The following is a 22,542-nucleotide window of genomic DNA, read 5'->3' on the forward strand; positions in this document are numbered from 1 at the left end:
GAGGCATGATGAGCACGATTTATAATTTCAGCGCAGGTCCAGCCGTATTGCCAAAATCTGTGCTGGAACAGGCACGGGATGAAATGGTGGATTGGCATGGCACCGGCATGTCCATTATGGAGATGAGTCATCGTGGTAAAGACTTTACTGCGATAGCGCATCAAGCTGAAGCTGATTTGCGTGAGCTATTAGCGATACCTGAGAATTATAAAGTGCTGTTTTTGCAAGGGGGAGCAACGGCGCAATTCGCCATGGTTCCCATGAATTTGTTGCGCGGCAAAGCTGGCGCAGATTATATCGACACGGGCATATGGTCGGATAAAGCGATCAAGGAAGCGCGGCGTTATGCGCAGGTTAATGTAGCCGCGAGTAGTGCCGATCACGCTTATACCTATGCGCCTGGACAAACTGCCTGGCAACTTGATAGCAATGCCGCGTATGTGCATTACACGCCGAATGAAACCATAGGTGGGGTGGAGTTTCACTGGACACCTGAAGTAGGTAATGTGCCATTAGTTGCTGATATGTCGTCCAACGTTTTATCCAAGCCGATTGATGTTAGTCGTTTTGGAGTGATATATGCTGGTGCTCAAAAAAACATAGGCCCAGCAGGGCTGACAATTGCCATAGTACGTGAAGATTTGATGGGCGAGGCGATGCCACGTACACCGACTTTATATGATTATAAAGTGCAGGCTGATAATGGCTCGATGTATAACACGCCACCTACATATGCAATTTACATAGCTGGTTTGGTGTTTCAGTTGTTGAAACGCGAGGGCGGTCTGGCGGCAATGGAACAACGCAATATTGCTAAAGCCAAGTTGCTATATGATTATCTGGATGCCAGCGATTTTTATCATAATCCTGTTGCCCCTGAAAATCGTTCACGCATGAATGTGCCGTTTACCTTAAGTAATCCCGCATTGGATGCGGCTTTCCTGCAAGGTGCGCAACAGCAGGGTTTGTTGCAGTTGAAAGGACATGCGTTAGTGGGTGGAATGCGTGCGTCTATTTACAATGCAATGCCGTTGGAAGGTGTACAAGCATTAGTTAATTACATGCAAGACTTTGTGAAAAAGCAGGGCTGAGATGGCAGAAGATATACAAGCTATACGCATGGAAATTGATGCGATTGATGAACAGGTGCTGGCGCTTATCAATCAGCGTGCTCAACATGCACAAACCATAGGCCGTCTGAAAAACGGTACGGTATATCGCCCAGAGCGTGAAGCGCAGGTGTTGCGACGGATTAAGGAAATGAATACTGGTCCGCTGGCAGATGAAACTGCAGCGCGCTTATTCCGCGAAATCATGTCTGCATGCCTGGCATTAGAAAAGCCCTTGTCTGTGGCTTATTTAGGGCCACAAGGTACATTCAGCCAAGCTGCGGCAGTTAAACAATTTGGTCACGCCGCGAACACAACCCCATGCGCATCGATAGATGAAGTATTCCGTGTGGTGAATGCAGGTGCTGTAGATTACGGCATAGTGCCGGTAGAAAACTCTACTGAGGGTGCTGTGAATCGCACGCTGGACTTATTGCAAGACACGCCGCTTAAAATTTGTGGTGAAGTCGATCTGCGTATCCACCATTATTTGTTGCGTAAAGTTACAGGTTTGGACGATGTTAAAGTGGTTTATTCCCATGGACAGTCTTTAGCGCAATGTCATGAGTGGCTTAATCGTCATTTGCCCAGCGTACCCCGTGTGCAGGTCTCCAGTAATGCCGAGGCTGCGCAAATGGCTGCTGCAGATGAGTCGGCATTAGCCATTGCTGGTGACCTGGCGGCTGAAATTTATGGTTTGCAATGTTTGTTTGAACACATTGAAGATGAGCCTGACAATACGACTCGTTTTTTAGTGCTGGGTTTGCATGATGCAGGTGCCTCTGGGCACGATAAAACCTCGCTGCTGATGTCTGCACGGAATTTACCAGGTGCTATTCTGGAACTTCTACAGCCATTTGCGCGTCATGGTGTTTCACTGACTAAGTTAGAATCGCGTCCAGCGCGCTCGGGTTTGTGGGAGTACGTATTTTTTGTAGATGTAGAAGGGCACAGAGATGACCCTGCTGTTGCTGCGGCTTTGGTTGAATTAAAAGACAAAGCCGCTTTATTGAAATTATTGGGTTCTTACCCTATTGGTGTTTTGTAATGACGAATGTGTGTGACTTGGCGCCTGATTACATCCGCGCCATTGCCCCTTATCAACCAGGTAAGCCAATAGACGAGTTGGCGCGAGAATTAGGCTTGGATGCGTCACGTATCGTGAAATTGGCGTCTAACGAAAATCCATTAGGTGCAAGTCCTAAAGCTTTGATTGCCATTGATGCTGCGATGGATACTATTGCACGTTATCCTGATGGCAGCGGCTTTGATTTGAAAGCAGCATTGGCTGACAAGTTTAATGTAGATGCAGCGCAAGTTGTATTAGGTAATGGTTCTAATGATGTGCTGGAAATGGCCGCACGGGCTTTTTTGTCGTCGGCAACATCAGCAGTATTTTCAGAGCACGCATTTGCAGTTTATCCGTTGGCGACTTTGGCAGTGGGGGCAACCGGTATTACAGCGCCAGCAAAAGATTACGGTCATGATTTGGCTGCGATGTTAGCGGCAATTCGTGCTGATACTCGTATGGTGTTCATTGCTAATCCGAACAATCCTACGGGTACATTGTTAAGCAATGCGGATATGTTGGCGTTTTTAGAACAAGTGCCTAGTCAGGTAATTGTGGTGCTGGATGAGGCTTACGGTGAATATTTGCCTCAAGAGCTGCAATCCGATGCGCTGATATGGTTAGCTCGCTTCCCCAATTTAATCGTAACCCGTACTTTTTCCAAGGCTTATGGTCTGGCAGGATTGCGTGTAGGTTATGCTTTAGCAAGTGCAGCGGTAGCGGATATGCTGAATCGTGTGCGTCAGCCGTTTAACGTTAACAGCCTGGCGCTAGTGGCAGCAACTGCAGCATTGAATGATGATGAGTTTATCGCACGCAGCTATGCGCTGAATCAATTGGGTATGCGTCAATTGACACAAGGCCTGCATTTGTTGAATATAGACTATATTCCGTCGTATGCTAATTTCCTGGCGATTCGTATCGGCAATGCTACCGCGATGTACCGACGCTTACTTGAACACGGCGTTATCGTAAGACCCATAGGTAACTATGGCATGCCAGAATATTTGCGCGTCAGCATAGGGCTGGCAGCAGAAAACAATCAATTTTTACAAGCGTTAGAAGACGCAATTAAGGACTAAATATGATAATCGTAATGAGCCCAGGTGCAACTGAACAACACATAGATGGCGTTGTGAAAAAAATCAAGGAATATGGCTGCGAAGCGAATATTTCACGTGGTGTAGAGCGTACCATAATTGGTGCAATTGGCGACGAGCGTGCAATAGACCAAGAACTTATTGATGCATTGCCAGGTGTGGAACAATCCATGCATGTGGTTAAACCATACAAAATTGTCGCGCGTGAATGGCACAAGGAAAATACCATTGTCGATATTAAAGGTGTGCCATTAGGTGGTAATACCGTGCAGGTTATTGCAGGACCTTGTTCTGTTGAAACCCAGCAGCAAATGGACGATTCTGCAAAATACGTTAAGGAAGCGGGCTGCCGTTTAATGCGTGGTGGTGCATTCAAGCCTCGCACCAGTCCTTATTCCTTCCAGGGTAAGGGCGTGGAAGGTCTGGAAATGTTCCGTAAAGCGGCAGATGCTAAAGGTTTGCCTATCGTTACCGAATTGATGGATGTGCGTATGCTGGATACATTCATGGAATGGGACGTGGATGTTATTCAAATCGGTACGCGTAACATGCAAAACTTTGATTTGTTGAAAGAAGTAGGGCGTGTTAAAAAGCCAGTTATTCTCAAACGTGGTATGTCAGCAACTATTTCAGAATGGTTGATGGCTGCTGAATACATTGCTGCAGCGGGTAACCACAACATTATTTTCTGTGAACGTGGTATTCGTACTTTTGAAACTTACTACCGTAATGTGTTGGATGTGACTGCAATTCCAGTGCTGAAAAAAGAAACTCATTTACCTGTTATTGTTGACCCATCTCATGCAGGTGGTAAGGCATGGATGGTGCCAGCATTATCACGTGCCGCAGTAGCTGCAGGTGCTGATGGTCTGTTGATAGAAATGCATCCAACGCCTTGTGAAGCATGGTGTGATGCAGATCAGGCATTAACACCAGGTGAACTGAAAACGCTGATGGCAGAGTTAGGTGGTATTGCGAAGATATTAGGTCGCGATATTTAAGCACTTGCTTGCAGTTGTTGAATTGATACTAAACGGGCTGCTATTTGGCAGCCCGTTTCTTTGGTGAGGCCTCATGACACAAATTCTATGTAACAAACTGGCTGTATTTGGCGTCGGACTGATCGGTGGTTCATTTGCACTCGCGCTTAAGCAGGCTGGGGCAGTCGGTGAAGTCGTGGGAGTGGGGCGTAGTCACGCTAATCTCGAACAGGCGTTGGGGTTGGGTATTATTGATCGCATAGCTATAGATGCCGTGGACGCTGTGCAGGGTGCCGATATTGTTGTGCTAGCCGTACCTGTAGGGCAGATGGCGGCGATTATGCAGTCGATTGCGCCGCACTTGTCCAGCAATACTGTTGTTACCGATGCAGGTAGTACCAAGCAGGATGTTGTTGCGTTGATGCGGCAGTATTTACCTGCTCAATTAGAGCTATGCGTACCTGCACACCCTATTGCTGGTGCGGAATTAAGTGGTGCTACAGCTGCACGGGTTAATTTATATCAGGATAAGAATCTCATACTGACAGCGCTGCCAGAGACTACGATGGAATCGGTACAGCGTGTGCGCCAACTGTGGCAGCTTTGTGGAGCCAAAGTCAGTGCTATGCAGGCTGCCGAACATGATGCGATTTTTGCCACGGTGAGTCATCTGCCGCATTTGTTGGCATATGCGTTGGTGGACATGATAGTTCAGAGAGAAAATGCAGATGTTTTGTTTAACTTTGCTGCCAGTGGTTTTCGAGATTTCACACGTATTGCCGCCAGCAGTCCTGAAATGTGGCGAGATATTGCCTTGGCGAATCAAGTTGCATTGCTGGCTGAACTGGATGCATATCAGGCAAAGCTAAATCAGTTGCGTGATGCCTTAGCGACTAATAATGGTGATGCGTTAGCTGATATTTTCAGTCGTGCACAGGCTGCACGGCAGGCGTGGCAGGCAAGGTTGGTATAAGGTGCTCAGTTAATTTAGCGATTATTCCATTTTGGTGCATTTTTTTATATACGCACTGTTTTGGTGTGCGTGAGTATGGCGTGATTGTGTCTCTATTTCGATAATTCTTTGATAATAATACATTAATTTATTGGCACGTAATTTGCTGATTAGTTCTACAGAGAGGTGCGGTTGTTACTGTAGCCTTTATATCAGGGCATCTAGGGTTCCGATTCCAGCAATGGAGTGTCTGGACCGAGAGTTGTCCGGTCTCAGTTAGCTGAGATTCCACGGAGGGATAAAAGCCCGGGAGGTTGCGATCATTTGTCGCTTCAGCCTCTCGCTATTTTACTTTCAAGGAGTCACAGTTATGTCATTACAACATTGGTTCAGTCACATGCTGATCGTATTTCTCCTGCCGTTAATTAAACGCTAGGGGTCGATATGTCAGCGACTAAACAAACTCCTTCATTAACATCAGTACGCAAGCGCAAGTTGTGGACCATTCGAGGTCATTTGAACCACAAAGAATTCCTGTTCTTTGCTGCTGTCGGCATGCTTGTTCCATTCATTGGTTGGTGGTTGATGGCCAATAGTGGCATGATGGATAAGGTCTTCCTGCCCAGCCCTATGGACGTACTAACACGAGTTTATCATTGGTATGAAGATGATGATCTGATCGGGGATGCCTGGATCAGTATTTATCGTGTAACGATTGGTTTCTTGTTATCCGCTATTCTTGCTGTGCCTCTGGGGGTAATGATAGGTACCTATCGCCCAATGCAAGCCTTGTTTGAGCCATTGACGGACTTTATTCGTTATATGCCTGCGGTTGCATTCATTCCTCTGGTTATGTTGTGGGTGGGGATAGATGAGGGTTCGAAAATCGCCATTATCTGGATAGGTACATTTTTCCAGATGGTGTTGATGGTGGCCGAGGATATACGCCGTGTGCCCATGGCACAAATAGAAGCAGCTCAGACTATGGGCGCGGGCAGTGAAGAGATAGTTTCCATGGTGATTTTGCAGTCGGCCAAGCCGGCGTTGCTCGATACTATGCGCGTTACCATGGGCTGGGCCTGGACTTATCTGGTGGTGGCGGAAATGGTAGCGGCGAACTCGGGCTTAGGCTACGCCATTCTTAAAGCACAACGTTTCTTGCAAACAGACAAAATTTTCGCGGGCATTATTTTGATTGGACTGATAGGTTTGATCATGGATCAATTGTTCCGCTTTGCGCATCGCAAGAGTTTCCCCTGGTTGTATAACAAATAGGTGTATCTCATGGATAACAAAATACAAATTAATTCAGCAGGTAAGATTTTTACCACTGACAAGCAGGATGTTGTAGCGTTGCAGGACGTTAACTTATCCGTTGGTGCTAATGAGTTTATTACCTTTGTCGGCGCATCTGGCTGTGGTAAATCGACCTTGTTGCGCTGTATCGGTGGCCTGGAAACACTTAGCTCCGGCGAAATCACCGTGAATGGTCGCGCAGTACAGGGTCCTGGTGTAGACAGAGCGATGGTGTTCCAGAATTACAGTCTGTATCCATGGCTATCAGTAGTCGATAACATCAAATTCAGCCGCCGTTTGAAAGTAAACCGCGAAGGTGCGACTTCTGCTGAAGTTGAAGTAGCCTCGGGGCGTGCGGATGCGCTGCTATCGCTGATGGGGTTGGCACATGCTGCCAAGGCGTATCCTAACCAGCTTTCTGGCGGTATGCAGCAGCGCGTGGCGATTGCACGTGCTTTATTGCCTAAGCCGGAAATACTGCTGATGGATGAGCCGTTTGGTGCGCTGGATGCGCAGACCCGAGAAGTCATGCACGATCTGATTCTGCACCTGTTCAATCTGGAGAAAACCACCATCGTGTTTGTGACCCACGATGTGGAAGAAGCTATCTATCTTGGTCAGCGTATCGTGCTGATGGCACCGCGCCCGGGGCGTATCGACACGATTTATGAGGTGCCGTTGCCGGATAAGCGTAATCAGGAAATGAAACTGTCACCTGAGTTTATAGCGTTAAAGAAGGAAATTCTGACCCGCATTCGGGAAACGTCTGGTATGCATACAGATACGGATTTGCTGGAGCAAATGACTCGGCAAGCCGAAGGTAGCGAAGCAGTTTAGTGGTAAGTATTAATCAGCATAAGAGGATAGCAATATGAAATCAGAAAATACAACATACAGCCCGGATAGTGTGATGTGGGAAGAAGTTATTCCCGGTGGCGCGCATTGGTCATTTAATGTGAAACGTGGCACCACGTTGCGCGTTACTGATATCGGAGGCGGTGCCAACCTGTCGGTGCTGTTTTACAGCCAGGATGAAAAACTGGAGCGTTACAACATGGCCGATACGCTCAAGGCACAGCATACCGCACACCTGACCAAGGGCTTTGTGTGTTATTCAGACATGGGACGCGTGCTGTGTTCCATTACCGAAGATAGTTGCGGCTGGCATGACACCGTGTGCGGGATGACTGATGCTGCGCAGATGCTGGCTAAATACGGTGAAGCGCGTTACCAGACTCACCTTAATGCCATGTACCGTAACGGACGTGACAGCTTTTTGATTGAGCTTGGTAAATGGGGCCTGGGTAAGCGCGACATCGTGGCAAATATTAATTTGTTCAGTAAAGTCAGCGCTGACGAAGACGGCAACTTGATGTTCCAACCAGATAACTCAGTAGCAGGTGATTACATTGATCTGCGCTTTGAAATGGATACGCTGGTTGTGCTTGCCGCTACTCAGCATCCACTCGATCCGAATCCGCAATATCAGCCTAAACCAGTAAAACTCACCGCATGGCATTCCGAACTGCCAGGAGCTGACGATTATTGCCGCAATTTCCGTCCGGAAAACCAGCGCGGCTTCTATAACACTGAATTGTTGTACCGTTGAGAGGGGCTCTAAAATGGCTATCGTAGAAAGTAAATTTGATCCTAAAGACGCGGTGTACGACGAAATCGTACCAGCGGGCGAACCCTGGCTGCATGAGGTCAAAAAGGGGCAAACATTCCGCATTCTGGATCTGGAAGGTAATCAGGCAGTTGATACATTGTTCTATAACGCACATGAGTCCACTGACCGTTACAGCGCGGTTGATACCATACGCGCGCAGGGCAATCTCTATCTGACCGCTGGCTCCAAGCTATTGTCCAGTGAGGGTAACGTGCTGGTAACTATTACTGCGGATACCTGTGGTCGCCACGATACGCTGGGTGGCGCTTGCGCTGCGGAAAGTAACAGCGTGCGTTATGAAACTGGCAAGAAATTCATGCACAGCTGTCGTGATAGTTTTTTGCATGCGCTGGGTCACTGTGATTGTCATATGGACAAGCGTGATCTGACCAGCAATGTCAATTTTTTTATGAACGTGCCAGTGACCCCAGAAGGCAAACTGACGTTTGAAGACGGCATTTCCGCTCCGGGTAAATACGTGGAAATGCAAGCCGAGATGGATGTGATGGTGCTGATTTCTAACTGCCCGCAGTTAAATAACCCATGTAATGGCTATAACCCGACACCCGTTCAGTTATTGATCTGGAATTAACGAGCTGATATTAATTAAGGTGCTGCAGGACGACCTGCAATAACAAAAATAATGATGGGACGCCCCGTCATGGAATGGGAAAAAGATCATGTTTGATAAAGTACTGATAGCCAATCGTGGTGCCATTGCGTGCCGCATTATCCGCACACTGAAAAAGCTGGGGATACGCTCGGTCGCCGTATATTCGGAAGCCGATGCACACTCGCTGCATGTGGCACAAGCTGATGAAGCCGTGTGCATAGGACCCGCACCTGCTGCAGAAAGCTATCTGCGAGCAGAAAAAATACTGGAAGTCGCCAAACAGACGGGTGCACAAGCCATCCATCCTGGTTACGGCTTTCTGTCCGAAAATGCCGCATTTGCCGAATCCTGTGCCGAGTCCGGTATTGTATTCATGGGCCCGACACCAGATCAGATGCGTCGTTTCGGCCTCAAGCATACTGCTCGTGAAATCGCCGAGCAGAATCAGGTGCCTTTGTTGCCAGGTAGCGGACTGCTGGCTGACGCTGGACATGCTCAGGCTGAAGCCGCACGCATCGGTTATCCGGTGATGCTCAAAAGCACAGCAGGTGGCGGCGGCATCGGTATGCGCCTGATCTGGAGTGCGGATGAGCTGGTTGAGGCATTTCAATCGGTAGCACGTCTCGCCAGTGCCAACTTTAAGGATGCCGGTATTTATCTGGAAAAATATGTCGAGCAGGCGCGTCACATTGAAGTACAGATTTTTGGCGATGGTAAGGGTAATGTGGTCGCACTCGGCGAGCGTGATTGTTCAGTGCAGCGCCGTAACCAGAAGGTGATAGAAGAAACTCCTGCGCCAGGTTTAACCGACGTCCAGCGTGCGCGTTTGCTGGCGACAGCAGTGCAATTGGGCAAGGCAGTGAATTATCAGTCGGCCGGTACCGTCGAGTTTGTCTACGATGCGCAGAATGGCGAGTTTTACTTCCTCGAAGTGAATACACGTCTGCAGGTAGAGCATGGTGTTACCGAACAGGTAACGGGTATAGATCTGGTGGAATGGATGGTACGTCAGGCTGCGGATGATCTGCCAGCGCTGGGCAGTATGACCATTAATCCGCAAGGCGCGTCTATCCAGGTGCGCCTGTATGCTGAAGATCCGGGCAAGAATTTTCAGCCTTCCAGCGGCGTGCTGACGGAAGCGGTTTTCCCAGACAGCGCCCGTGTTGACACCTGGGTAGAGCGGGGCAGCACGATACCACCGTACTATGACCCTATGGTGGCAAAAATCATCGTCACTGCTGATGACCGGGAACAGGCGATAGCCAAGATGCAAGACGCGCTGGACGCGACCCATATAGCTGGTATCGAATGCAATCTGGATTACCTGCGTCAGATCATCCGAGATCATGTGTTTGTTGAAGGTAAACAGACCACGCGCTACCTGAATGCCTTACATTATCTGGCAGCGACTATCGACGTGCTGGAGCCCGGCGTGCAGAGCAGCATCCAGGATTATCCTGGGCGCCAGGGTTACTGGGATGTGGGTGTGCCGCCTTCAGGGCCTATGGATGCACTGGCATTTCAATTGGGCAACCGTTTGTTAGGTAATGATGATAATGCCGCTGGCTTGGAATTGACTGTGGCGGGTCCTACATTGCGCTTTAACCGCGACAGCGTGATAGCGCTGACGGGTGCAGCTATGACTGCGGAACTGGATGGCGAGTCGCTGACATTCTGGCGTGCGTTACCAGTCAAGGCTGGTAGCGTATTGCGTCTGGGCAGCATACAGGGCGACGGCTGCCGCAGCTATCTGACGGTGGCGGGTGGTTTCGACGTGCCGGATTATCTGGGCAGTAAATCGACATTTACTCTGGGGCAGTTCGGTGGCCATGCTGGCCGTACATTAAGGGTAGGCGATGTGTTGCATCTGGGTTCAGCACCAGCCGCTGCGCAAGCGGAGGTCGTACTGGATACCGCATTGGTGCCTGAGTATCACAGCCACTGGGAAATCGGTGTGTTATATGGCCCGCATGGTGCACCGGATTTCTTTACCGATGCTGATATCGATATGTTTTTTTCTACCGACTGGGAAGTGCATTACAACTCCAGTCGTACCGGCGTGCGCCTGATCGGACCCAAGCCACAATGGGCACGGACCGATGGCGGCGAAGCGGGCTTGCATCCTTCCAATATTCACGACAATGCCTATGCAATTGGCGCGGTCGACTTTACTGGCGATATGCCGGTCATACTGGGGCCGGATGGTCCTAGTCTGGGTGGTTTCGTTTGCCCTGCAACCATAGTGCAAGCTGAATTGTGGAAAATGGGACAATTGCGTCCAGGCAATACTGTGCGCTTCAAGCGTATCGGGCTTGCTGAGGCTATGCAGCGTGAGCTGGCTCAGGACTCAGCTATCAAGACTTTGGCAGTGACAGTAACAGCTGATGTCACCGACTTGGCAACATCTACCCCAGTATTACATCGTGTTGAAGAACAGGACGGCCAGGTTGCTGTGACCTATCGTCCTGCTGGCGACAAATACCTGCTGGTGGAATACGGCCCGCTGGTGCTGGATATTAACCTGCGCTTCCGCGTGCATGCGCTAATGACCTGGCTGCAACAGAAGAATGTGCCAGGCATCATTGATCTGACCCCAGGTATTCGTTCGCTGCAGGTGCATTACAACAATCAGCTACTGCCGCTGCCACAGCTGATGGCGGCACTGTCCGAAGCAGAATCGGCTCTCGCCAACATCGAAGATCTGGTAGTGCCAGCCCGTATCGTGCATCTGCCATTGTCTTGGGATGACCCGTCCACTCGTTTGGCCATTGAAAAGTACATGCAATCGGTGCGTAAAGATGCGCCATGGTGCCCAAGCAATATCGAGTTCATTCAGCGTATGAACGGGCTGGACAGCATCGAACAGGTGAAAGAAATCGTATTCAACGCCAGCTATCTGGTAATGGGGCTGGGCGACGTCTACCTCGGCGCGCCAGTAGCAACACCGCTGGATCCGCGGCATAGACTGGTAACGACCAAGTACAACCCAGCGCGTACATGGACGCCGGAAAACGCAGTGGGTATCGGTGGCGCCTACATGTGTGTGTATGGCATGGAAGGTCCTGGCGGCTACCAGTTTGTCGGCCGCACCATCCAGATGTGGAATCGTTACAAGCAGACTGCCGATTTCATTGACGGCAAGCCATGGCTGCTGCGCTTCTTTGACCAGATTCGTTTTTATCCTGTGTCGGAAGATGAACTGCTGAAACTGCGCGAAGACTTTGTCGCGGGTACGTTCAAGCTCAAGGTGGAAGAAACCACATTCAGCCTGCGTGAATACAACACATTCTTGCAGGATAACGATGCCGATATTGCAGCGTTTCGGGAGAAGCAGCAGATCGCTTTCAACGCCGAGCGTGAGCGCTGGAAGGCAAATGGACAGGCTGATTATGCCTCTGATGCCACTGTGGCCGAAGCGTCAACCGATAGCGAACTGGATTTGCCGCCTAACAGCCGTGCAGTGGCAGGTCATGTGGCCGGAAATATCTGGAAGATAGAAGTAGCCGAGGGCGATATGGTTGAGGCGGGCGACACTTTGCTGATTATTGAATCTATGAAAATGGAAATCAACGTGGTCGCACCATCTGCTGGCAAAGTAATACGCCTGTACTGTCGTGAAGGTAGTCAGATATCGGCAGGTCAAGACTTACTGGTGATACAGGGGGAATAATATGGAAAATTTGAGTCTGGATATTGCCAATTTACGAGCGCTGTACAACAGCGGCGCGTTGACACCGCGTGGTCTGATCGACGTGGTGCTGGCACGTACTGCCGGGAATAATGAAGACCATGCCTGGATCTATCAATTATCCGCTGAGCAACTCTATGCGTATGCGGATGCGCTGGCAGACAAGGATCCAACACAGTTGCCGCTATATGGTATTCCGTTTGCGATTAAGGACAATATTGATCTGGCTGGCGTGCCGACAACGGCAGCGTGCCCGGAATTTGCCTATACGCCTGAGCAAAGTGCTGCAGTCGTAAAACGACTGATCGATGCAGGCGCCATTCCTATAGGCAAGACCAATCTTGACCAGTTTGCAACTGGACTCAATGGCACACGTTCACCTTATGGTGCTTGTCGCAATTCTTTTAATCCGGAATATATCTCTGGTGGTTCCAGTGCTGGTTCAGCAGTATCCGTCGCCAAAGGCTGGGTCAGTTTCAGTCTGGGCACAGATACCGCCGGCTCAGGACGAGTGCCTGCAGCATTTAATAATCTGGTCGGGCATAAACCTACCTGTGGCTGGCTATCGACGACTGGGATGTTGCCAGCTTGCCGTTCACTGGATGTGGTATCGGTATTCGCGCTGACTGCAGAAGATGCGGAAAGAGTAGTAGCGGCTGCAGCCAGTGCCGATGAAACCGATATTTATTCACGTAAAGTTGAAGCGCATGGATTCGATTTTGGTAGAGCAGCAGTATTCAATTTCGGCGTGCCGCGGGCAGATCAGTTAAAGTTTTTTGGCAACGTTGAAGCTGAGCGACTGTTTGGTGAAGCGGTAGTACGGTTACAGTCGCTGGGTGGACAGGTGGTAGAGATTGATTTGGACCCTTTTCTGGAAGCGGCACGATTGCTATACGATGGCCCATGGGTAGCAGAGCGCTATGTAGCACTCAAGGATTTCTTTGATGCACATGCCGATAAAGTGTTTCCACCAGTGCGGGAAATCATCGGCGGCGCCGCACGCTATTCCGCAGCGGATGCTTTTGCCGGCCAATACCGTTTGCGTGAACTGAAGCAGCAGGCTAATAAGGTCTGGGATGTAGTGGACTGTCTGATAACACCGACGGCAGGGACAATATATACCATAGCCGAGATGCAGGCCGACCCGATCAAGTTAAACTCAAATCTTGGTTATTACACTAACTTCATGAATCTGTTTGATTATGCGGCGGTGTCAGTGCCTGCTGGATTCCAGCAGGATGGGCTGCCATTTGGTGTAACGCTGGTCGCGCCCGCACATCAGGATGCGCCATTGCTGCATCTGGCAGCGCGTTGCCAGCAGGCAGTAGCAACGCCGTTAGGGGCGACTGGCATCGCTCAGCCAGTACCTGCAGAATTACCAGCGTTATTGCCATCGGGACAGATACGCGTTGCCGTATGTGGTGCACATTTATCCGGCTTACCGTTGAATTGGCAGCTCACTCAGCGTGGCGCACGATTGGTGCAGACTACGACCAGTTCACCAGACTACAAATTCTATGCGCTACCTGGCGGACCTCCATATCGTCCTGGCATGGTACGCGTCAAACCGGGCGAGCAGGGTGGTGCAATTGTAGTTGAGGTGTGGGAAATGCCGGCGCGCGAATTCGGTTCATTTGTCGCTGGGATACCTGCGCCATTAGGCATAGGTACGATTACACTGGCGAGTGGCGAGTCAGTATTAAGCTTTATCTGCGAAAGTTATGCGGTAGTGGATGCGGTGGATATTACCCACCTAGGCAGCTGGCGTGAGTATCTGAATACAAAATAAATGTTGCCGTGCTGCATATGCGGTTCTTACTTTAAGTTGTGAAAGGGAGCGAAATAATGACTGTACTTACTCAGCCGGCAAATATTGGCTATGACGTAGAAGCATTGGCCGCTGCTGGTGTGGAATTCATGCTGGCTAGCTATGTGGATATCCATGGTGTATCCAAATCTAAAATGGTACCGATCGCGCATTACAAGCGCATGATGTCCGGTTCTGAGTTATGCACGGGTGCAGCGCTGGAAGGTGTGCCGCAGGATGTCAGTGATGAGGAAGTTGCCTCACATCCAGATCCTGCTTCGTGCAAAATTCTGCCGTGGGATAAGGATATTGCCTGGTTTGCCAGTGACTTATGGACGAAAGGTAAACCTTTCTCAGCGTGTAGCCGCACCATATTGAAGAATGTAGTGGCTAAGGCTGATGCCATGGGCTATCGCATGAATCTGGGTATGGAAGCTGAATTCTTTGTGCTGAAAGACGACGCTGATGGTGGCTACTCGCCATTGTCGACACGCAACCATCTGGAAAAACCAGCCTACGATGTTTCGCGCTTGCTGGATAACATGGACTGGATGCGCGAACTGGTTAAATCCATGAACCAGTTCGGCTGGGACGTGTATTCGCTGGACCATGAAGATGGTATTGGTCAATTTGAAATTGATTTCAAATATTTCGATGCACTAACCATGGCGGATAATTTTGTGTTCTTCCGCCTGATGGCGAATGAAATTGCGCGCCGTCACGGTGGTTTCGCCAGTTTCATGCCCAAGCCTTATGGCGACCGAGCTGGCAGTGGTGCACATTTCAATATGTCGCTTGCGGATAAAGTAACTGGCAAGAATCTGTTTGAAGCTGAAGACGATCCACGTGGCTGCAATTTATCCAAACTGGGTTATCAGTTTATGGCGGGTGTGCTGAAGCATTTGCCGGCAATATGCGCAGTGGTTGCGCCGACGGTGAATAGCTACAAACGTCTGGTGTTGCGCGGCAGCATGTCTGGATTTACCTGGGCGCCGGTGTTTGCCTGCTATGGTGATAACAACCGTACCAACACACTGCGCATCCCCAAAGGCGGTGGCCGTATCGAACTGCGCGCGGCAGACAGTGCCTGCAATCCATATCTGGGTGCAGCCATGGTGCTGGCGGCTGGGCTGGAAGGTATAGAGCAGCAGCTGGATCCGGGTGAACCGCATACCGAAAACATGTATCTGAAAACCCCGCAAGAACTGGATGCTATGGGCGTGAAGATGTTGCCGCAGTCGTTGAAAGAGGCGATAGACATGTTCCAGCAGGACGAACTGTCCAAAGCGGTATTCGGGGAAAGCATGTTTACTACCTGGATAGATTACAAGAGCGAAGAATGGATACGCTATAACAACCACGTCAGTGATTGGGAAAAAGCGCGTTATTTGAAACTGTTCTGATTATGGACGTCCAGCAATTCCATATTGGCGATGTCGTCCTGCAAAGTGGCGAGACCCTGCATGACGCCTGGCTCAGCTACGCCACTTGGGGCAAGTTGAATGAGCAGGGTGATAATTGCATCCTGTTCCCCACCTATTACACCGGGACGCATCTATCCAATGCTCGCATCATCGGCGAACAGCGTGCGCTGGATCCGGAAAAATGGTTTATCGTCGTGCCTAATCTTATAGGTAACGGTTTGTCCATTTCCCCCAGCAACACGCTGGAACGTTATCAGGGTGGTGGGTTTCCCAAGGTGACGGTTTACGATAACGTGGCCTGTCAGAAACTGTTGCTGGACAAGCTCGGGGTCAGCACGCTGAAGCTGGTGCTAGGTTGGTCTATGGGTGCGGTGCAAGCCTGGCATTGGGCGGTGTTGTACCCGCACATGGTGCAGAATCTGTTGCCAGTCTGCGGTGCCACCCGGTGCTGGCCATACAATCAGCTGTTTCTGAAAGGGGTGAGGGCTGCACTGGAAATGGATCCCACCTTTGCCGGTGGTTATTATGTAGAACCGCCAGCCAAAGGTCTCAGGGCGTTTGGTCGGGTGTATATGCCTTGGGCCTACTCCGCCGAGTTCTTTCGCGAGCAGCGCTACAAGGAGATCGGTTTTGCAACACAAGATGACCTGCTGGAAGACTGGGAGCTGGATCACCTGAGCTGGGATGCCAATAATCTGCTAGCCAAGCTGTGGGCTTGGGAGCATGCAGATGTCAGCGCACATGAGAAATTTGGCGGTGATCTGGCGTTGGCATTGTCGCAAGTAACAGCGAAGACCATCGTCATGCCATGTGACCACGATCAATATTTCACCCTGGCAGAAAACACTATCGAGGCCGGATTTACCCGCGATGCGGAGCTGCGTCCGATTTATTCTTCCGCCGGTCATTGTGCTGGCTCGCCTGGCCGGTTTGTTGAAGAAAGTGCCTATATTGAAGCTGCGATCAAGGAGTTGTTGAGTCGGTAGTAACTGCATGAATTATGTGAGAGTTTTGCACGATTTAGCGTGTGATGGGAATCAGCGAAAAAGCGCAGTAATCGTGCAAAATTCTCTAAGGGATTTGGAGACAGAGGCATCAGCAATGCTACAAAGCTAGACCTGCCACCGTTTTTGCAGGTGGCTAGGCTAAAAAGCTAGACCTGTACCCGTGGTTTTACAGGGGCGCGCCGCCGATAGGCGGAGCGTCCCTTGCAACGCCGGGTTAGGTCTGCGATGTCCACGGACGACGTGCTTCCTCAACTTTTTCCTCGACGCACTTAAAGATGTATTCGAAGTCATCGTGCCCAATCACTTTAGTTGAGTAGACGGACGCTGCGAACATATAGCTATATCGATTCACAATGGTTTTCGCCCGCTCAAGTAATGTACGTATATCATCGAAAGTCAGCCCATATCTTTCGCCGATGTCGCCTGGGGAAAGAAGTGCTTTGGCATTCCGGTGAGCAATCCGACTGCTGCGGTAGACCGTCAACTTCTTAACAATCTGATCAGTACTCGAACATGCTGCGATATCATCTGCCAGCGTCGCAGTATCTGGTTTTTGTGAGTCTTGCGCTAGGCTTGCGACGTATGGGTTTCCCTTTAGTCGTTCGCGAAACGACTCATCATCGAACAAATACAGATTCTCTTGAATCGTCGTTAGCCAACTGCGCAAGTGCAAAGCCCTTGTGTCTTGGTCGTACGTAAGCGTCCAGCCCATCCACCTGTCATTGCCCGCCAAACTCATGCAATCTAGCTGCTTTTTTATGAAAGGCACGCTAGATGGCTACTCGACACACGCCTGATTTTTGGCAAACGCACCTTACCGCTTGGCAACAAACCAAACTGACCGTCACAGCTTATTGCACCCAGCACGGCTTATGTGCCAAGACCTTTTATCGCTGGCGCAGCCAGCTGACAACAGCGCCCAATCTCACGCGCCAGCCACCGCTAACCCTCATCCCCGTCAGTGTTCAACCTGCGCCTGTCACGGGCACGCTCCAGCTCCACAGCCCCACTGGCTGGCGGGTAGAGCTTCCCATTGCTAGCACGCCCTGGCTAATTGACTTGTTGCGGCAACTGCCATGATATCTGCCCATCCCATCAGCCCCATCGCCACCCAGGTCTGGCTAGTCATCGAACCCGTGGACATGCGCATCGGCATAGATGGCCTTTCCCAGCGCATCCAGCACCGCCTGGGTCGCAGTCCCTGCGACGGCGCCGCCTACGCCTTCCGTAATCGTCGCCAAACGCGGGTCAAGCTCCTGGTCTGGGATGGCACAGGGGTCTGGTTGTGCCAACGCCGACTGCATCGTGGTCACTTCACCTGGCCAGACATCGCTGCCATCACCCATCCTTTAACCCCCACACAGTGGGACTGGCTGATCACAGGTATCGACTGGCAAAGACTCAGTGCCCCAGCCCCTGCCCACTGGCAGGTGTAGCCACTCATGATTCAGTAAAAACATGCCTGAAACCCGCATTATTGCTGGTTTCAGGCGGGGTGAAATGGTATAATTCAAGCATGGATTCAGCCCAACAACTTGCCCAATTTATCCCCGATCCCGCCTTGGCGGCGTATGTGGATAAGCTGTTGGCGCAGGTTAAACAGGATGCTGAACTCATTCAACAAAACACAGTATTACTCCAGCAAAACACCGCACAAATCCTCACGCTGACTAAGCAAATCCAGCACGCCGAACTCAAGAACCAGGCTTTGGTACTGGAACTTGCCTATTACCGCCGCATCCGCTTCGCCAACAAGAGCGAGCAGCTCTCGCCTGAGCAGCGTGCGTTGTTTGATGAGTGCTGGGCAGCCGACATCACGGCCATTGAAGCCCAAATCGGGCAGCCAGATACACCTAATACCGAAGATGCGACAACCGCTATCCCCAAGCCTGCGCGTCCACGCGCAGGTCGTCAGCCACTGCCTGACCATCTGCCCCGCATCATTCATCGCCATGAGCCTGCATCTTGCCAGTGCGGTGCGTGTGGTGGTGCGTTAATCAAAATCGGTGAAGACATCAGCGAACAACTGGATGTCGAACCTGCCCAGTTCACCGTGCATCAACACATCCGTCCACAGTATGCTTGTCGCCACTGCGAAACCGTTGCTGCCGCCCCCATTCCAGCTGCCGTCATCGACGGCGGCGTGGCGACATCAGGTTTGCTGGCGTGGGTGATGATCAGTAAATTCGTTGATCATTTACCGCTCTACCGTATAGAACACATTGCCCAGCGCAGCCAGGTGACCCTGGCGCGTTCCACCTTGGCGGAGTGGGTCGGACGTGTGGGGGTAGCGTTGCAACCGTTGGTCGACAGGCTCACTGAATTACTGCTGGCACGCAGTGTATTGCATGCGGATGAAACGCCAGTGCCACAATTAGACCCCGGGGCGGGCAAAACCAAGAAAGCTTATCTGTGGGCTTACCGCACGGGTGATTTGGCATCCCCTTCATCCGCACCGCCTATCGTGGTGTTTGACTATCAGCCAGGGCGACAGGGATTGCATGCGCGGCACTTTCTGGCAGGTTGGCAAGGACACTTGATGGTTGACGATTACGCTGGTTATAAAGCGTTATTTACCCAAGGCATCACTGAGCTGGCATGCTTCGCACATGCACGTCGGAAGTTCTTTGATTTGCATGCGGCCAACCAAAGTCCAATTGCAGCGGCTGCGCTGCAGCGTATCGCGGCACTCTATGCCATTGAGCAGGCTGCGGACAAGCTGGATGCGGCAGGTCGTTTGCAGTTGCGCCAGACTCAGGCAAAACCGTTATTGGGCGAACTGCATGACTGGTTAATCCAGACTCGCGTCAAAGTGGCCGATGGCAGCGGCACAGCCCGCGCGTTGGATTACAGCATCAAGCGTTGGCCAGCACTGATACGCTATGCGGACAGCGGCATCTTGCCTATTGATAACAACCCAGTCGAAAATGCGATACGACCCATTGCCATCGGCAAAAAGAATTGGCTGTTCGCAGGCTCAGAACGTGCAGGCAAACGCGCTGCAGCGATTCAGAGTTTGTTGGCTACCGCCAAGCTCAATGGCTTGGAACCCTATGCATGGCTCAAAGATACGTTGGAAAAATTACCGGTCTGGCCTAATAGCCAGATTGATGAATTGCTGCCGTTTAAAAATGAACTACCATAAGTAGTGAAGGGATTGGAGTGGCTGGGCTGGACGCTTACGGTCGTACGCTCGAAACAACGCATACACAGAGGAATTCAAATGGGCTTGGAGCGTAAATGTCCAGAACGTGTTCGATTGGTGGACAACTAGAGGATGCTTGACGATGGCCTCAATAAGATCCTCGTACATTTGAAAGTGAATATACGCATCGACTACGTCGTCAGACAGCGCCTTCAGCAACTGTTTGAATTCCTCGGCATCCTTGATGTTGATCATCGAAGACCTAACGAGGCTGTTGAAAAACTAATTGTATGGTCGTGCGTATCTTATTTTGAGGGTCTTCAAACCCTTCCAGACTAGACGGTTGTCGAATACAGGGCATTTTGAAAGGTCGAATTTTGCTCATAATTATTCCAGTTTCTAAAAAGTAGTTTTTCTACAGCCTCAACGTCGAAGGTAACGGGCGGCAAAATAGGCGGCGAAGCCGGCTGTTTTGGCGTCCCTGTTGACCGAAGTGTTGAACGAAGCCGCTATCGCGGAGAAATATTCCCGAACCATCAAATTACGCAGCATAATTTCGTCTCCCCCAGCAATGGAATTTTGATTACTGTACCACGAGGAGACGACATTGACAGCCCCCACACCCATCCCCGCGCACTTCGAGCACAATCACCAGCGACTGCTGAATTGCCTCAAGCTCAGAGGCATGCAGCCTAAAACCATCGCCTTGTATTCACACGGCGTACGGCGCGCAGCGGTGTATTTTAATGACCAGATAGACGCGCTCACCAAGCCACAATTAACCGACTATTTTGTTCGCATCCTGGATACCCATTCATGGAGTACGCTCAAACATGATCTGTATGGACTGAAGTTCTATTATGCCCATGTACTCAGCCAACCCTGGCCAGGTGCGGATCTGGTTAAACCACCCAAGTCATATAGCCTGCCCGACATCATTACCGTCGCCCAGGCACAACAAATCTTCATGGCCACCCGCGTATTGAGCTACCGCGTATTCTTCTTCACCCTCTACAGCCTGGGCTTACGATTAGGCGAAGGCTTACGCTTGCAGGTAGGGGATATCGATGCGGATCGGATGCGGGTGCAAGTACGCAACGCCAAAGGCAACCGTGATCGATTGGTGCCGTTATCAGAGAACACCTTGCAGGTATTGCGCCGTTTCTGGCTCACCCATCGCAACCCAAGCTTGCTCTTTCCTAATCGACACGGCGGTCTTGCCAAATCGCACTTGGCACGCACCCCGCTGGATCGTGGTGGTATCCAGACCACCTTGGGTCAAGTGACCCGTGACTGTGGCTTAAAAAAAGAATTACACCACACAGCCTGCGCCACAGCTATGCCACCCACCTGATAGAAGCTGGCATCGATTTACTCGAAATTCAGCAGATACTCGGACACCAGTCCATCCTCACCACCATCCGCTACACCCACCTCACCGAACAACGCCATCAGAGCGCACACACTCGCCTTAATCAATTAATGGAGAAATTCCACATTCATTGGGGCAAAGTCAAATGATCAGACTGGCGCACATCGTAGCAACCTACGCAGCTAAACTGCTTGCACAACACGGTCATCACCTATTGCCCAGCCAGCAAGCTGCCTTAACCGCCTTTCAAACCTGCCGTAGCCAGATGAGCCCGAGGATGCAACTTGCCTGTGATGATTGTCAAACACCCAGCTACCTGCCACATTCCTGCGGTCATCGGCATTGCCCGCATTGCCAGGCGCACGAATCACAGCGCTGGATAGACCAGCAATTACACAAATCCATCCCCGCCAACTACTTCATGCTCACCTTCACCGTGCCCGCCCAGTTGCGCACACTGGCCTGGCAACATCAGCGCGTCATGTATGACTTGATCACACGCTGCGCGTGGGAAACAGTCAACACCTTCAGCCAAAACGACAACAAGCTGCGCGGCAGCGCAGGGGCGGTGACTGTACTGCATACCCATAACCGCCGACTGGACTATCACCCCCATGTGCATCTCGTCATGCCCGCTGTCGCCTTTAACCCCAAACAGCGACGCATGCGTCATAAACACGGCAACTACCTGTTTAACCACAAAGCCCTGGCCAAAGTATTTCGTGCCAAATTACTGGCAGGCATCAGACAAGCAGGACTCACCCTGCCAAACGATTACCCGACCGATTGGGTGGTGGATTGCAAAGCCGTCGGCACTGGACAGCACGCTCTGATCTACCTTGGGCGCTATCTGTATCGGGGGGTGATACAGGAGAAAGACATCCTCTCCGACCGGCATGGTCAGGTCACCTTCCGTTACCGGAACAGCCAAACCAAACAAATGGAAACCCGTACCTTGAGTGGTGTAGCCTTCCTGCGACTGATACTGCAACACATTCTGCCCAAAGGCTACCGCCGCGCCCGCAACTTTGGCTACCTGCATCCCAATAGCAAACTACTCACCCAGCTACAGCTGACCCACCTATGGCGACGGAACAATCCGCCGCCAGCGCAACCCAGACCAGCGATACGTTGCCAATGTTGCGGTGGGGTGATGAAGATAGTGCGCACACGTATCAAAGCGATACCGCTAGCCACATCAGCCCCATCTATAAAACGGGAACACAGAGCAGATGACACAGGGTGGGAGACCATGCGCTAAACCAGCCCACACCGCCCACCTGCCAGACTAGGCAGGTATGGCCGTGCTCG

The 22,542-nt window shown here is 50.9% G+C and carries 18 protein-coding genes, 1 pseudogene and 1 riboswitch; of the genes and pseudogenes, 18 read left to right on the forward strand and 1 reads right to left on the reverse strand.

Features of this window, described 5'->3' with window-relative positions; all coding sequences use genetic code 11:
- Positions 1 to 8 precede the first annotated feature (8 nt).
- The 13 genes from serC (at position 9) to SFSGTM_RS07190 (ending at position 16,693) form a co-directional block, all read left to right on the forward strand.
- On the forward strand, positions 9 to 1,091 hold the full coding sequence (gene serC / locus SFSGTM_RS07130) for a 3-phosphoserine/phosphohydroxythreonine transaminase (protein WP_162086235.1): 1,083 nt from the start codon (positions 9 to 11) through the stop codon (positions 1,089 to 1,091).
- A 1-nt stretch (position 1,092) separates the two neighbouring features.
- Positions 1,093 to 2,157, forward strand: a complete 1,065-nt coding sequence (pheA, locus tag SFSGTM_RS07135) for a prephenate dehydratase (protein ID WP_162084561.1) — start codon at positions 1,093 to 1,095, stop codon at positions 2,155 to 2,157.
- A complete protein-coding gene (gene hisC, locus SFSGTM_RS07140) occupies positions 2,157 to 3,260 on the forward strand; it encodes a histidinol-phosphate transaminase (protein ID WP_162084562.1) in 1,104 nt (367 codons plus the stop codon). Before pheA ends, hisC begins: the two co-directional genes overlap by 1 nt.
- A gap of 2 nt (positions 3,261 to 3,262) precedes the next feature.
- The gene (gene aroF / locus SFSGTM_RS07145; protein WP_162084563.1) at positions 3,263 to 4,279 is read left to right on the forward strand and encodes a 3-deoxy-7-phosphoheptulonate synthase; all 1,017 of its coding nucleotides are present in this window, start codon (positions 3,263 to 3,265) and stop codon (positions 4,277 to 4,279) included.
- Positions 4,280 to 4,352: 73 nt separating this feature from the next.
- Positions 4,353 to 5,231, forward strand: coding sequence for a prephenate dehydrogenase (locus SFSGTM_RS07150; protein ID WP_162084564.1), 879 nt, complete (start codon positions 4,353 to 4,355; stop codon positions 5,229 to 5,231).
- 189 nt (positions 5,232 to 5,420) lie between these two features.
- Positions 5,421 to 5,525, forward strand: a riboswitch (guanidine-I (ykkC/yxkD leader).
- Between the two features lie 129 nt (positions 5,526 to 5,654).
- Positions 5,655 to 6,485 (forward strand): ABC transporter permease, encoded by an 831-nt coding sequence (locus SFSGTM_RS07155; protein WP_162084565.1) that lies wholly within the window; start codon positions 5,655 to 5,657, stop codon positions 6,483 to 6,485.
- Positions 6,486 to 6,494: 9 nt separating this feature from the next.
- Positions 6,495 to 7,343, forward strand: coding sequence for an ABC transporter ATP-binding protein (locus SFSGTM_RS07160; protein WP_162084566.1), 849 nt, complete (start codon positions 6,495 to 6,497; stop codon positions 7,341 to 7,343).
- Between the two features lie 34 nt (positions 7,344 to 7,377).
- Complete coding sequence (locus SFSGTM_RS07165; RefSeq protein ID WP_162084567.1) at positions 7,378 to 8,115, forward strand: urea amidolyase associated protein UAAP1; 738 nt, start codon at positions 7,378 to 7,380, stop codon at positions 8,113 to 8,115.
- A 13-nt stretch (positions 8,116 to 8,128) separates the two neighbouring features.
- The gene (locus SFSGTM_RS07170) at positions 8,129 to 8,767 is read left to right on the forward strand and encodes an urea amidolyase associated protein UAAP2 (protein ID WP_162084568.1); all 639 of its coding nucleotides are present in this window, start codon (positions 8,129 to 8,131) and stop codon (positions 8,765 to 8,767) included.
- Positions 8,768 to 8,855: 88 nt separating this feature from the next.
- Positions 8,856 to 12,458, forward strand: coding sequence for an urea carboxylase (gene uca, locus SFSGTM_RS07175; RefSeq protein WP_162084569.1), 3,603 nt, complete (start codon positions 8,856 to 8,858; stop codon positions 12,456 to 12,458).
- Position 12,459: 1 nt separating this feature from the next.
- Positions 12,460 to 14,265 carry an allophanate hydrolase gene (gene atzF, locus SFSGTM_RS07180; protein ID WP_162084570.1) on the forward strand — a complete coding sequence of 602 codons (1,806 nt, stop codon included), beginning with the start codon at positions 12,460 to 12,462 and terminating at the stop codon, positions 14,263 to 14,265.
- Positions 14,266 to 14,321: 56 nt separating this feature from the next.
- Positions 14,322 to 15,686: a type III glutamate--ammonia ligase gene (glnT, locus tag SFSGTM_RS07185; protein ID WP_162084571.1), complete on the forward strand. Its 1,365-nt coding sequence runs from the start codon at positions 14,322 to 14,324 to the stop codon at positions 15,684 to 15,686.
- 2 nt (positions 15,687 to 15,688) lie between these two features.
- Positions 15,689 to 16,693 (forward strand): alpha/beta fold hydrolase, encoded by a 1,005-nt coding sequence (locus SFSGTM_RS07190; protein WP_174237402.1) that lies wholly within the window; start codon positions 15,689 to 15,691, stop codon positions 16,691 to 16,693.
- Between the two features lie 235 nt (positions 16,694 to 16,928).
- On the opposite strand, the gene SFSGTM_RS07195 is transcribed toward SFSGTM_RS07190, so the two are convergent.
- Positions 16,929 to 17,453 (reverse strand): AbiU2 domain-containing protein, encoded by a 525-nt coding sequence (locus tag SFSGTM_RS07195; protein ID WP_162084572.1) that lies wholly within the window; start codon positions 17,451 to 17,453, stop codon positions 16,929 to 16,931.
- 35 nt (positions 17,454 to 17,488) lie between these two features.
- Between SFSGTM_RS07195 and tnpA the strand changes: the two genes are divergently transcribed.
- The 5 genes and pseudogenes from tnpA to SFSGTM_RS07230 all read left to right on the forward strand — a co-directional run bounded on the left by tnpA (position 17,489) and on the right by SFSGTM_RS07230 (position 22,492).
- Positions 17,489 to 17,794, forward strand: a complete 306-nt coding sequence (gene tnpA / locus SFSGTM_RS07200; protein ID WP_162083703.1) for an IS66 family insertion sequence element accessory protein TnpA — start codon at positions 17,489 to 17,491, stop codon at positions 17,792 to 17,794.
- 62 nt (positions 17,795 to 17,856) lie between these two features.
- Positions 17,857 to 18,150, forward strand: coding sequence for an IS66 family insertion sequence element accessory protein TnpB (gene tnpB, locus SFSGTM_RS07205; protein ID WP_232526076.1), 294 nt, complete (start codon positions 17,857 to 17,859; stop codon positions 18,148 to 18,150).
- An 80-nt stretch (positions 18,151 to 18,230) separates the two neighbouring features.
- Positions 18,231 to 19,859: an IS66 family transposase gene (tnpC, locus tag SFSGTM_RS07210; RefSeq protein WP_162084465.1), complete on the forward strand. Its 1,629-nt coding sequence runs from the start codon at positions 18,231 to 18,233 to the stop codon at positions 19,857 to 19,859.
- Positions 19,860 to 20,466: 607 nt separating this feature from the next.
- Positions 20,467 to 21,380, forward strand: a pseudogene (locus tag SFSGTM_RS07220) (tyrosine-type recombinase/integrase).
- Positions 21,377 to 22,492: an IS91 family transposase gene (locus SFSGTM_RS07230; protein ID WP_162083488.1), complete on the forward strand. Its 1,116-nt coding sequence runs from the start codon at positions 21,377 to 21,379 to the stop codon at positions 22,490 to 22,492. Before SFSGTM_RS07220 ends, SFSGTM_RS07230 begins: the two are co-directional and overlap by 4 nt.
- Positions 22,493 to 22,542 lie beyond the last annotated feature (50 nt).

Source organism: Sulfuriferula nivalis (genome assembly GCF_009937995.1).
Classification (GTDB): Bacteria; Pseudomonadota; Gammaproteobacteria; order Burkholderiales; family Sulfuriferulaceae; genus Sulfuriferula; species Sulfuriferula nivalis.

Bases quoted from the DNA above. Each gene is read 5' to 3' on its own strand.
- serC (WP_162086235.1), top strand. From the start codon at position 9: ATGAGCACGATTTATAATTTCAGCGCAGGTCCAGCCGTATTGCCAAAA.
- SFSGTM_RS07195 (WP_162084572.1), bottom strand. From the start codon at position 17,453: ATGAGTTTGGCGGGCAATGACAGGTGGATGGGCTGGACGCTTACGTAC.
- glnT (WP_162084571.1), top strand. From the start codon at position 14,322: ATGACTGTACTTACTCAGCCGGCAAATATTGGCTATGACGTAGAAGCA.
- SFSGTM_RS07170 (WP_162084568.1), top strand. From the start codon at position 8,129: ATGGCTATCGTAGAAAGTAAATTTGATCCTAAAGACGCGGTGTACGAC.
- atzF (WP_162084570.1), top strand. From the start codon at position 12,460: ATGGAAAATTTGAGTCTGGATATTGCCAATTTACGAGCGCTGTACAAC.
- tnpA (WP_162083703.1), top strand. From the start codon at position 17,489: ATGGCTACTCGACACACGCCTGATTTTTGGCAAACGCACCTTACCGCT.
- SFSGTM_RS07150 (WP_162084564.1), top strand. From the start codon at position 4,353: ATGACACAAATTCTATGTAACAAACTGGCTGTATTTGGCGTCGGACTG.
- SFSGTM_RS07230 (WP_162083488.1), top strand. From the start codon at position 21,377: ATGATCAGACTGGCGCACATCGTAGCAACCTACGCAGCTAAACTGCTT.
- aroF (WP_162084563.1), top strand. From the start codon at position 3,263: ATGATAATCGTAATGAGCCCAGGTGCAACTGAACAACACATAGATGGC.
- uca (WP_162084569.1), top strand. From the start codon at position 8,856: ATGTTTGATAAAGTACTGATAGCCAATCGTGGTGCCATTGCGTGCCGC.
- tnpC (WP_162084465.1), top strand. From the start codon at position 18,231: ATGGATTCAGCCCAACAACTTGCCCAATTTATCCCCGATCCCGCCTTG.
- SFSGTM_RS07190 (WP_174237402.1), top strand. From the start codon at position 15,689: ATGGACGTCCAGCAATTCCATATTGGCGATGTCGTCCTGCAAAGTGGC.
- SFSGTM_RS07160 (WP_162084566.1), top strand. From the start codon at position 6,495: ATGGATAACAAAATACAAATTAATTCAGCAGGTAAGATTTTTACCACT.
- SFSGTM_RS07155 (WP_162084565.1), top strand. From the start codon at position 5,655: ATGTCAGCGACTAAACAAACTCCTTCATTAACATCAGTACGCAAGCGC.
- pheA (WP_162084561.1), top strand. From the start codon at position 1,093: ATGGCAGAAGATATACAAGCTATACGCATGGAAATTGATGCGATTGAT.
- SFSGTM_RS07165 (WP_162084567.1), top strand. From the start codon at position 7,378: ATGAAATCAGAAAATACAACATACAGCCCGGATAGTGTGATGTGGGAA.
- hisC (WP_162084562.1), top strand. From the start codon at position 2,157: ATGACGAATGTGTGTGACTTGGCGCCTGATTACATCCGCGCCATTGCC.
- tnpB (WP_232526076.1), top strand. From the start codon at position 17,857: ATGCGCATCGGCATAGATGGCCTTTCCCAGCGCATCCAGCACCGCCTG.